This window comes from Streptomyces ossamyceticus (assembly GCF_001418475.1).
GTDB lineage: Bacteria > Actinomycetota > Actinomycetes > Streptomycetales > Streptomycetaceae > Streptomyces > Streptomyces ossamyceticus.
Window position 1 is genome coordinate 1 of record NZ_LIQX01000379.1, and the last position, 9,616, is coordinate 9,616.

Below are 9,616 nucleotides of genomic sequence, written 5' to 3' on the forward strand. Positions count from 1 at the left end.
CCGTTCACGAGGTCCTCGGCCAGGCCGAGGGCGCCGACACCACCGCGGTCCCGGCCGATCCCTCCGCCGCACGGGTGCTGCCGGACGAGACCGGACAGCCCCTGCGACTGAAGGCCGCCGAGCTGACCGGTCAGGACGTCAAGAGCGCCGACGCCCGCATCGACCAGCAGAGCGGCGCCGGATGGCACGTCACCATCGACTTCACCGACACCGGCCGCGACCGCTGGACCGGGATCACGGCCGACGCCGCCTGCCACCCGGCGGGCGATCCTCAGCGCCGTGTCGCCATCGTCCTCGACGGCAAGATCATCTCGTCGCCGCAGGTGGCGTCCGCCGTGACCTGCGGGGCCGGCATCGCCGGCGGCACCACCCAGATCACGGGCTCCTTCGACGCCACCGAGGCCCGCGAACTGGCCCTGCTCATCTCCGGCGGCGCCCTCCCCGTACCGGTCGAGGTCATCGAACAGCGCACCATCGGCGCCACCCTCGGCGACGCGGCCATCACCGCGGCAGCCTGGGCCGCCGTCATCGGCACATCGCTGACCGCGCTGTTCGTCATCGCCGTCTACCGGCTCATGGGCCTGCTCGCGACCCTCGCCCTGACCTGCTACGGACTGATCTCGTACGCCGCCCTGGCAGCGCTGGGGGCGACGCTGACCCTGCCCGGTCTCGCCGGGTTCGTCCTCGCCATCGGCATGGCCGTCGACGCCAACATCCTGGTCTTCGAACGCGCCCGCGAAGAGCACGCCAACCGCAACCGCCCCAGTACCCGTTCGGCGCTGGCGGCCGGGTTCCGTGGGGCGCTGAGCGCCATCGCCGACTCCAACATCACGACGCTGATCGCCGCAGGCCTGCTGTTCGCCTTCGCGTCCGGCCCGGTGCGCGGCTTCGGTGTCACCCTCGGTATCGGTGTCCTCGCCTCCATGGTCAGCGCCCTGCTGATCTCCCGCGTGCTCGCCGAGTACGCGGTGGGCCGCACCGCCGTCCACCGCCGCCCCCGCATCACGGGCATCGCGCACACCGGATGGGTCCGCGACCGTCTGCTGCGCCGAGGTCCGCACCTGATGCGGCATCCGCGCCGCTGGCTCGCGGCCTCCGCCGCCCTCCTCGTCGTGACGGCCTCGGGCATCCTGGTGCGCGGCCTCGACTTCGGCATCGAGTTCACCGGCGGCCGCCTCGTCGAGTACACCACCAGCACCCCCGTGGACCCGGACCGGGCGCGTGCCGCGCTCGCCGACGCCGGATTCCCGCGCGCACTCGTCCAGTCCTCCGGTGACGGCGGGCTCACGGTCCGCGCCGAGGACCTGACCGACACCGACACGGCCGCGGTCACCGACACCATCACCGGGCTCGGCGGCGACGCGGAGAAGGTCCGCGACGAACTGATCGGCCCCACGCTGGGGGACGAGCTGCGTCGCAACGCCCTCATCGCCCTCAGCCTGGCCCTCGGCGCCCAACTCGCCTATCTGGCGGTCCGCTTCCGCTGGAGGTTCGCCACCGCGGCCGTCGGCGCACTCGCCCATGACGTGCTGATCCTCGCCGGCGTGTTCGCCTGGCTCGGCAAACCCATCGACGGCATCTTCCTGGCCGCCCTGCTCACCGTCATCGGCTACTCGGTCAACGACTCCGTCGTCCTCTTCGACCGCGTACGCGAACTCCTCGCCCGTGACCGCACCGCACCTCTGGCCCGCCTGACCAACCAGGCGATCCTGCAGACCCTGCCCCGTACCGTCAACACGGGGACGGGCGCGGCCCTCATCCTCACCGCCCTCGCCGTCCTCGCCGACGACGCCCTGACCGACTTCGCCCTCGCCCTGCTCATCGGCCTGGCCGTCGGCACGTACTCCTCCGTCTTCACCGCCGCACCCCTGGCCGTGGAACTGCACCCACGCTCCCTGACCAAGCGGGCAGCCCCCGAGCCCGCATGACCGTCGACGTGTCGGAACCGCGTGAGACGGCCACGGGGACAGCGATCACCGATCCTCGGCAAACGGCCGTCTCCTGGGGGAGGATGCCCCCATGACGATGTGAAGAGCACCCGACGACAGGTATCGGTGGCGCAAGGCCGGAACCTGGGAGACCGTCCAGGACGGTGAGCGACGGATCTGCGCGACCTGCGGAACACCCGTTCGCTCGTACCAGTACCGCTTCCACCCGCCCGAGTCCCCCATGTTCGAGCGCTGCGTGGGGCTGGCCTGGTGCCTCGGCTGCCGGGTCTACACGGGGACGATGGTGCACGTGCCCAGAGAGCGGGTCCTGGTCGACGCCCTGGCTTCACTGCCTCGTGCTCAGCGGGAGCGCCTCGAACGAAGCGAGATCAAACTGATCGAGTTCCTGGCGCGGCAACGCCGTTGACGAGGCGCTCGCCCACCCCGAGAACAGGCGACCACGACCGCTTCGCACAACCCGGCGCCCGGGCTCAGACCGCGGCATTCCTCTGCGGCCCGGACGCCCAGGCGAGGATGTGAGGGACTGCTTCGCGCAGAGTGACGAAGTGACGATGAACGCCCTCCACCGCGGCGGCGGTGTTCACGCCCCACACCGTCATCCCGGCGCGCAACCCGGACCGTACTCCGGACGGGGCGTCCTCGATGACCAGGCAGTCGGCCGGCTGGGCGCCCAGCCGTGCGGCGGCTTGCAGATACGGCACGGGAGAGGGCTTGCCCTCTTCCACGGCGGCCGCGTCCACGATCACGTCCGGCACGGGCAGGCCCGTGCGCGCGAAACGACCGCGCACCCGGTGCTCGTAGTTCGAGGTCACCAACGCCCAGGCCTCCGGCGGCAGACCGTGCAGCAACTCCGACGCTCCGTGGAAAGCGGCGTAGACGCCGGACCGTACGTCCTCGTCCTCCAACTCGTGCAGCAGGGCCAGGCACTCGCTCGGCTCACGGTCGCCGGCGACCCGGGCGAACGTCTCCATCGGCCGTGTCCGCAGAGCCACCCGGTAGACCTCGTCCCCGTCCAGCCCGTAACGCGCAGCCCAGGTCTCCCAGACCCGGCGCTGGTTGCTCAACGCGTCGATCAACGTGCCGTCGACATCGAACAGGACGTACTTCATGCGGCCAGGCCGCCCAGCTTCACCGGTCACGTGTCGATCATGACAGGCGCAGCCGAACGTGGTGCGGACGGTGAAGGTGGCGATCTTGGGCAGACGGTGGGGAGTGATCATTCCCATCGGTCCTGAGGGGGGCTTGGCGTGACCGTACCCACGCGTCGAACACTGCCCGCGCATCAGACGCTGCGCACGCGCATTCTGCCCGGGCGTCAGATACCGCGCACACGGACTCTGCCCCGACGCCGAACATCGGCTGCGCCCCGCCGACATCGGTTCGACCTCCGCTCGACCGCCCTGTTCTTCGTCATCCTGGCCGTGCTGATCAGCGTGCTCGGCTGGGTGGCCCGCATGATGGCAGGCGCCGTCGAGAGGCGTCCCGGCTGGGTCTTGGTGCTGGTCGTCATGGGCGTCGCCGCCCTCGTGGGCCTACGGCGCCGCCTGCACGTGGCGAGGGCGGCGCGCCGGGCCGCGGCGGCGCTCGACGAGGCGGCGAGGGAGGCGGCCGAGGAACTGGACACCGACCTGATCCCCCGACAGCGCACGGCCGTCGAGGTCGACCCCGGCTACGAGTCCCTGACCCCGGAGGAGTTCGAGGAGGCGGTCGCGGCCCTCTGTGAACGCGACGGTTGCTCCGGCGTCGAAGTCGTGGGAGGGGCGGGGGACTTGGGCGCCGATGTCGTGGCGGTGACGCCGGACGGGCGCCGGGTCGTCATCCAGTGCAAGTACTACGGCGAAGCGAACCGTGTCGGCTCCCAGGACCTCCAGCGCTTCGGCGGCACATGCTTCACGGTCCACGAGGCCGACGTGGCCGTACTGGTCACCACCAGCGACTTCACGGCGCCGGCGGCCGAGTACGCCGACCAGTGCGGGATCGTGTGCGTGGACGGGGAGAAGCTCAGGAGTTGGACGGACGGCACCGGACCGTGCCCTTGGGAGACGGTCCCACAGAGCTGGGTGGACGGATAACGGGGCGGGGGAGTGCCGAGCCACGCAGGCCGGTTCGCGCCACGCAGGCCGGATCGCCAGGCGTGCCCGGCATTCGGCGAGGGTCGGCAGTGGCGCCGGGGGCTGATCGAACGCCTTGAACGGTAGGGCTCAGCGCCGCAGTGGCGTCAACGGGCGAGCCTCGCCGACCTGTTGGAGGATCTGAGATCCGAGGAGTGTGCGACGCGCACCCGGTGCCCGGACTGGCGGGTGCGAGACGTGGCCGCCCATCTGACACTCGCGGCCAGGTTCTCCACCGGGCAGGTCGTACGCGAAATGCTCCGCGCCCGTGGGAACTGGAACCGGATGATCCACGACTCGGTGGTGCGGGAGGCGGAACTGCCCACCGCCGAGATCGTCACCCACCTGCGCTCGTTCATCGGCTCGCACTGCCTGGCTCCCCTCACCAGGCCCCGCGAGCCGCTCCTCGACCTCATCGTCCACGGCCAGGACGTCGCCCTCGCGGTCGGCAGGCCGCGCGAGATGCCGTTGGCTGCGGCCCGTGACTCGGCCGACCGCGTGTGGACCATGCGGATCCCGCCGCGGCCCCGGCCCCTGCCGAGCCCGGCTCGTCGCCGCCGACATCGAGTGGACCCGCGGAAGCGGCCAGGAGGTCCGCGGCCCGATCGTGGCCCTGTTCCTGCACCTCACCGGCCGCCCGGTGGAGGCCCGCGCGTACGCCGACCACGCGGGGGAGCCGTGGACCGGAGCCCCGACTCCCCGACGGAAGGACGGGTTCCGCGTGGTCTACGACGACTGGAAGATCGACTACGGGCCGACGGGTCACCCCTTGACCATGGTCTAGAGGCCTGGGCCGGTGCCGCAGCGCCCGGTCAGGCGCAGCGGGTGGCCCTTGGCGACCGCTTCGTGCGTGTCGAGGGTGTCAGGCCGCCGCCTCCGCTTCCGGCCGCTCAGCCGGCGCCACCAAGGTTGTGGGTCGTCCGGCTCCACCGGTGCGCCCGGCAGTGCCGAAAAGGCGCCGACCTGCTTGTGCCAGCCGTGGAACACGCCTTGGAACAGCTGGTGGGGCTCGTGCGGCAGGGGGCCTCGAGAACTGGCCACTGTGCTCTCCCTCGTTTGGTCCGTTACCGTTAACGTGAACGCTAACGGGATCGTCGCTCACAGAACGCATTCCGTCAACGCCCGCCGCCGACGGCGCACGATCCGCCGTGGGCGGGTCGGCGCTGCCTCGCTCCGGCGGCAGGAACGGGCGGGCGGCGCCGGACCGGCAGATCCGTGAACCTGATTGACTGGGACACCGGGTGGCACAGGAACAGAAGTGAGTGGGCAGCGTGGCCGGACAGCGGGAAACGGAAGACCAGCGGGCGCCGGGTGCGCGCACCGTCAAGCGCGTCACGCTCCGCGACGTCGCTCGGGCGGCGGGCGTGTCCCACCAGACCGTCTCCCGGGCGATCAACGGCAAGGGGGAGATCGACCCGGGGACCCAGCAGCGCGTGCTCGATGTCGCCAGGCAGTTGCGGTACCGGCCCAGCCGGTTCGGCCGGGGGCTGGTCCGCCCGGACGTCGTGTCCGTCGGACTGATCGTCCCCGACGTGGTCAACCCCTTCTTCCCGGAGTTCGTCGCGGGAGTGATCGCCGCCGCGGACGAACGTGACTGGCAGGTGCTCGTGGCCAGTACCGAGAACGACCGGTCACGGGAACTGGCCCTGGTCCGCTCACTCGGCCAGCAGGTCGACGCTCTGGTCGGCTACATCAGCCATCCCGACGCGCAGCTCGAACCGTACGCGGGCTCCGTCCCGCTGGTTCTGGTCGATCGCGGGCTGGACTCGTCGCAGCACGCGCTGGTCCACATCGACACAGCTGCCGGAATCCGGGCCGGCATGGAGCACCTCATCGACCGGGGCCACCGCCGGATCGGCATGATCGACTGCGAGTGCGTGAACGCCCCGACGCTCCGCCGCCGCACCTTCCTCGACGTCGTCGGCGAACACGGTCTGCCCGTCGACGAGGACTGGATCGTCATGGGTGAGCAGTCACCGGAGGGGGGCGCCGTCGCGTTCGAGGCGCTGCACGCCGCGCGCCCGGACCTCACCGCCGTGGTCGCCTTCAACGACCTGGTCGCGATCGGCGCGCTCCGGGCCGCCCGCCGGCTCGGCGTCCACATACCGGACGACTGCGCCCTGGTCGGTTACGACGGGCTCAGCGTCGTCGATCTGGTCGACCCGCCCCTGACCACCCTCCACCTCGACAAGCGTCGGCTGGGCGAACTGGCGATCCACCAGGTCGACCGACTCCTCGCAGGCGAACAGCCGCCCCCCATCGTCCTGACGCCGAGCCTGCGTGTGCGCGGCACGACGTGACCCGCTCACCGCACGGCATCCGCGAGGGCCGCGACCACGTCGGGCACCTCCGGGTCAGGGCCAGAACCCCAGCGCGTGGACGATCAGGACGACACAGAGCGTCAACTGCACCGCTCCGATGACGCGGTGCCCGACCCACACCAGCGCGACGGCCGTCAAGCCGACCACCAGGGCCAAGGCGCCGAAGCCCACCACTGGTCCCCAGTCCGGGGGCAGAACGTTGCTCGCCCGCTGTCCGGCACCGGCGTCCATCCGGCCCAGTGCCCGGACGGAGAGCACGATGACGACCAAGAACGTGGCTGCCACGTCCGCCACCAGTACGAGGATCAGGAGGCAGCCTGTGGTGAGGGCACTCTCCAGGCCGGAGGGCTGTCTGTCGGCAGATTCGGACAGGGTTGAGTCATCGCTCGGCGTCCCTCCCTCCGAAGAGTCGGCCGCCGACAACGCGCGTCCACCCGTCGGGCGTCGCCGTCTCCAGTTCTGCTGCAGGACGCGGACTCCTCACCGATCGCTGAGAGGGCCCCGGACGACAGTCCGGCCGAGTGCCGCTCCAGATTGACGGATTCACCCTCACCGCCACCGGGCAGTGACCTCCAGAATGTCATGAGCACGACTGCCTTCCCCCACGAGGAGGTCGAACATGCACATCCGTACGCTGACCGGCGGCTTCGCCGCGGCCGTGGTGGTGTCCCTGTCCCTCACCGGCGGCCAGGCCGCGGCGGCTCCCTCCGCCGCGGCGGATGCTCCCGCCGCCGCCCGCGTCCTCACCTACGACGCCAGCGGCTCCGCGGAGTTCAGGAGCGCGGTGGACCGGGGCGCGGCGATCTGGAACGAGAGCGTCGACGCCGTCGAACTGCGGCCGGCCGCCACCGGGCAACGCGCGAACATCCGGGTCGTCGCCGACAACGGCTGGCCGCGCGCCCTCACCACCTCCCTCGGCAACGGAACCGTCTACATGGGACGCCAGGCCGTCGACCAGGGCCACAACACCATTCGCATCTCCGCCCATGAACTGGGGCACATCCTGGGCCTCCCCGACCGCAAGCCCGGACCGTGCTCCAGCCTGATGTCCGGGTCCAGCGCGGGCACCGCCTGCACGAACCCGTATCCGAACGCCGCGGAGAAGGCGGAGGTCGAAGGCAACTTCGGTGGCGCGCTCGTCGGACCGGCCCCGACCGTAAGGGCGGGGGTCATCGTGGACTGACGCCTGCCCCACGGTTCGGGGGGAGCGCAGGGTGCCCGCTTTCCCCCACACATGGCTGACCGCGAGCGCCCACCGATCCGCAGTCGTACGCCCGCCGGAGCACATGCGGCGGGCGTACGCGCGCCCTCCGTGCCTCCCCACGACCAGACCCTGGACGACCCTCGCGACCCGGCGGCCCCGCATGCGGAGCGGCGAGAACGACGCCGCCCCGCCGTCCCGCCGCTACGCCCCACCGTCGTGCAGTACGGAACGGACCGCCTCCGCCAGATCCTGTGGCGCGGCGGAATGCGTGGCGTGCAGGCAGCGGTGCCAGGGGCCGAGGCTGAGCGCTTCGACGGCCGCCGAACTGCCCCGCGCGCTGTCGCCCCGTCCTTCGGCCGCCGCCTTGAGGAGGTCGCAGCGCCACACACCGGTCCCGTCCTCCGGGCCGATGGGGTCGGACGCTTCGGCCTCGAACGCTCGCTGCGCCCGATGGCGGCGCCCGTGCGGACGGCTGTGCCGAAGTCGCCGCGCCGGGCTGCCCGGTGGGCGATGTCGGCGAGGACCCGCCTCTTCATCAGCGGCTCCGGCAGGCTGTCGGCGAGTTCGACGCCCTCCTCGTAGCGCCCGGACGCCGCCATCGCCTCGGCGACGGCCGCGATCGCTGCGGACGCGCGCGGAGGCGCCACACGGAGTGGGTGCGGCGGGGGACCGGCGGCTGTTGACGGTGCCCCGCGGCGGTCGACGCGCGCTGGCCCGTGTCAGGTGTCAGGGTGAGGCTCAAGGACTCGAGAAAGGGACTTGCCGTGATCACCACTGACCTCACCCCGGGCTCCCCCTGCTGGCTGGACCTCGGTGCCCCCGACGTCCGGACCACCGCGGCCTTCTACGGGGCGGTGCTCGGCTGGGAGTACGAGCCCATGGGGGAGGTCGAGGGGGAGGACATGGAGGGCGGCATGTTCCGGAAGGACGGCAAGGTCGTCGCCGGACTCGGCAAACTCACCGAGGAGGGTGCCCGCTCCGCCTGGATGATCTACTACACCGTGACCGACGCGGACGCCACGACCCGCACGGTCGAGGAGGCCGGCGGCACGGTGCGGGTGGCGCCGAGGGACCTCGGCGACTGGGGCCGGATGGCCCAGTACAACGACCCCCTGGGCGGTCAGTTCGCGGTCTGGCAGCCGGGGAAGAACGCGGGCTTCGAACTCGCCGACGAGCCCGGCTCGCTGTCGTGGACCGAGCTGTACACCAGCGACGCCGCGGCCGCCAAGGAGTTCTACAGCAAGGTCTTCGACTGGCGGTTCGGTGAGATGGAACTGCCGGGCGGCGGAGGCACGTACACCCTCATCACGCCCGCCGGGCTCCCCGAGGAACGCATGCAGGGCGGCCTCATGCAGCTCGGCAAGGGGGATCTGACGCTGACGGACGGGCGGCCGTACTGGCACCCGGTGTTCGCCGTCGCCGACTGCGACGCGGCGGTCGCCGAGGTCACCGCGAACGGCGGCAGCGTGCAGATGGGGCCGCAGGACGCGCCGGGCGTGGGCCGTCTGGCCGTCTGCCTCGACCCGTCGAACGCGGACTTCGTGGTGCTCACCCCGGCCCCGAACTGATCGCGCGGGCGGGCCGACTCGGCTCAACCCACGGCCGTGGCCCGGTCCAGCGGGGGCAGGTGCCGGACGGTGCGGCTCCAAGTGGCTCCCAGGGCCACGACTCCCATGACGGCCGCGATCGACAGCAGGGCGGCCCGCACCCCCCAGTGCTCCAGGACCAGCCCTGAGGCGAGCGGCCCCACCGGGGCCGCCGCACCGCCGATGAGGGCGAGGCTGCTGAGCACCCTCCCCTGCAAGTGATCCGGCGTGATGGTCATCTGATAGGTGTACAGAATCGCGTTGGCCGCCGGAGCCAGGAAGAAGGCGGCGGCCAGCAGGGGGCCGATGGTCCAGGCGGTGGGCCGGACGGCCATCGCGGGGATCGTCGCGGCGGCGACCCAGAACATCGCCAGCACGACGGATGTGGGGCTGAGCCGTTGCAGCCGGGGAGCGGCCAGCGCGCCCAGCAGCCCGCCGGCACCGG

Annotated in this window: 11 protein-coding genes and 2 pseudogenes; 8 read left to right on the top strand and 5 right to left on the bottom strand. The window is 71.8% G+C overall.

The features are described from left to right. Both AOK15_RS26365 and AOK15_RS26370 read left to right on the top strand, forming a co-directional pair. The coding region (locus AOK15_RS26365; RefSeq protein ID WP_055520852.1) for a protein translocase subunit SecDF at window positions 1-1,928 on the top strand (1,928 nt) is incomplete at its 5' end. 241 nt (window positions 1,929-2,169) lie between these two features. Continuing rightward, entirely contained in the window at window positions 2,170-2,355 is a 186-nt protein-coding gene (locus tag AOK15_RS26370) for a hypothetical protein (RefSeq protein WP_055520853.1), read from the top strand. A 64-nt stretch (window positions 2,356-2,419) separates the two neighbouring features. Here the strand turns inward: AOK15_RS26370 and AOK15_RS26375 are convergent, their stop codons facing one another. After that, the gene (locus tag AOK15_RS26375; RefSeq protein WP_055520858.1) at window positions 2,420-3,058 is read right to left on the bottom strand and encodes an HAD family hydrolase; all 639 of its coding nucleotides are present in this window, start codon (window positions 3,056-3,058) and stop codon (window positions 2,420-2,422) included. Between the two features lie 312 nt (window positions 3,059-3,370). Here AOK15_RS26375 and AOK15_RS26380 point away from each other — a divergent pair, with 312 nt between their 5' ends. The 3 genes and pseudogenes from AOK15_RS26380 to AOK15_RS48600 all read left to right on the top strand — a co-directional run bounded on the left by AOK15_RS26380 (window position 3,371) and on the right by AOK15_RS48600 (window position 4,844). Then, window positions 3,371-4,021: a restriction endonuclease gene (locus AOK15_RS26380; protein ID WP_338059924.1), complete on the top strand. Its 651-nt coding sequence runs from the start codon at window positions 3,371-3,373 to the stop codon at window positions 4,019-4,021. Between the two features lie 171 nt (window positions 4,022-4,192). Next, window positions 4,193-4,660, top strand: a pseudogene (locus AOK15_RS48865) (maleylpyruvate isomerase family mycothiol-dependent enzyme); the annotation flags it as partial. After that, the gene (locus AOK15_RS48600) at window positions 4,542-4,844 is read left to right on the top strand and encodes a hypothetical protein (protein ID WP_338059925.1); all 303 of its coding nucleotides are present in this window, start codon (window positions 4,542-4,544) and stop codon (window positions 4,842-4,844) included. The pseudogene AOK15_RS48865 and the gene AOK15_RS48600, both read left to right, overlap by 119 nt. Here AOK15_RS48600 and AOK15_RS45220 read toward each other — a convergent pair. Next, window positions 4,841-5,101: a hypothetical protein gene (locus tag AOK15_RS45220; protein WP_157870375.1), complete on the bottom strand. Its 261-nt coding sequence runs from the start codon at window positions 5,099-5,101 to the stop codon at window positions 4,841-4,843. The genes AOK15_RS48600 and AOK15_RS45220 overlap by 4 nt on opposite strands. Before the next feature lie 230 nt (window positions 5,102-5,331). Here AOK15_RS45220 and AOK15_RS26390 point away from each other — a divergent pair, with 230 nt between their 5' ends. Further along, on the top strand, window positions 5,332-6,360 hold the full coding sequence (locus AOK15_RS26390; protein WP_055520860.1) for a LacI family DNA-binding transcriptional regulator: 1,029 nt from the start codon (window positions 5,332-5,334) through the stop codon (window positions 6,358-6,360). A gap of 54 nt (window positions 6,361-6,414) precedes the next feature. Here the strand turns inward: AOK15_RS26390 and AOK15_RS26395 are convergent, their stop codons facing one another. Continuing rightward, on the bottom strand, window positions 6,415-6,675 hold the full coding sequence (locus tag AOK15_RS26395; RefSeq protein ID WP_240508600.1) for an inner-membrane translocator: 261 nt from the start codon (window positions 6,673-6,675) through the stop codon (window positions 6,415-6,417). 325 nt (window positions 6,676-7,000) lie between these two features. On the opposite strand from AOK15_RS26395, the gene AOK15_RS26400 reads away from it, so the two are divergent. Further along, window positions 7,001-7,564, top strand: coding sequence for a snapalysin family zinc-dependent metalloprotease (locus AOK15_RS26400; protein WP_055520855.1), 564 nt, complete (start codon window positions 7,001-7,003; stop codon window positions 7,562-7,564). A 222-nt stretch (window positions 7,565-7,786) separates the two neighbouring features. Here the strand turns inward: AOK15_RS26400 and AOK15_RS26405 are convergent, their stop codons facing one another. Further along, window positions 7,787-7,972 carry a hypothetical protein gene (locus AOK15_RS26405; protein WP_055520856.1) on the bottom strand — a complete coding sequence of 62 codons (186 nt, stop codon included), beginning with the start codon at window positions 7,970-7,972 and terminating at the stop codon, window positions 7,787-7,789. Between the two features lie 377 nt (window positions 7,973-8,349). Here AOK15_RS26405 and AOK15_RS26410 point away from each other — a divergent pair, with 377 nt between their 5' ends. Further along, entirely contained in the window at window positions 8,350-9,153 is an 804-nt protein-coding gene (locus AOK15_RS26410) for a VOC family protein (RefSeq protein ID WP_055520857.1), read from the top strand. Window positions 9,154-9,176: 23 nt separating this feature from the next. Here the strand turns inward: AOK15_RS26410 and AOK15_RS26415 are convergent. Beyond that, window positions 9,177-9,616, bottom strand: a pseudogene (locus AOK15_RS26415) (MFS transporter); the annotation flags it as partial.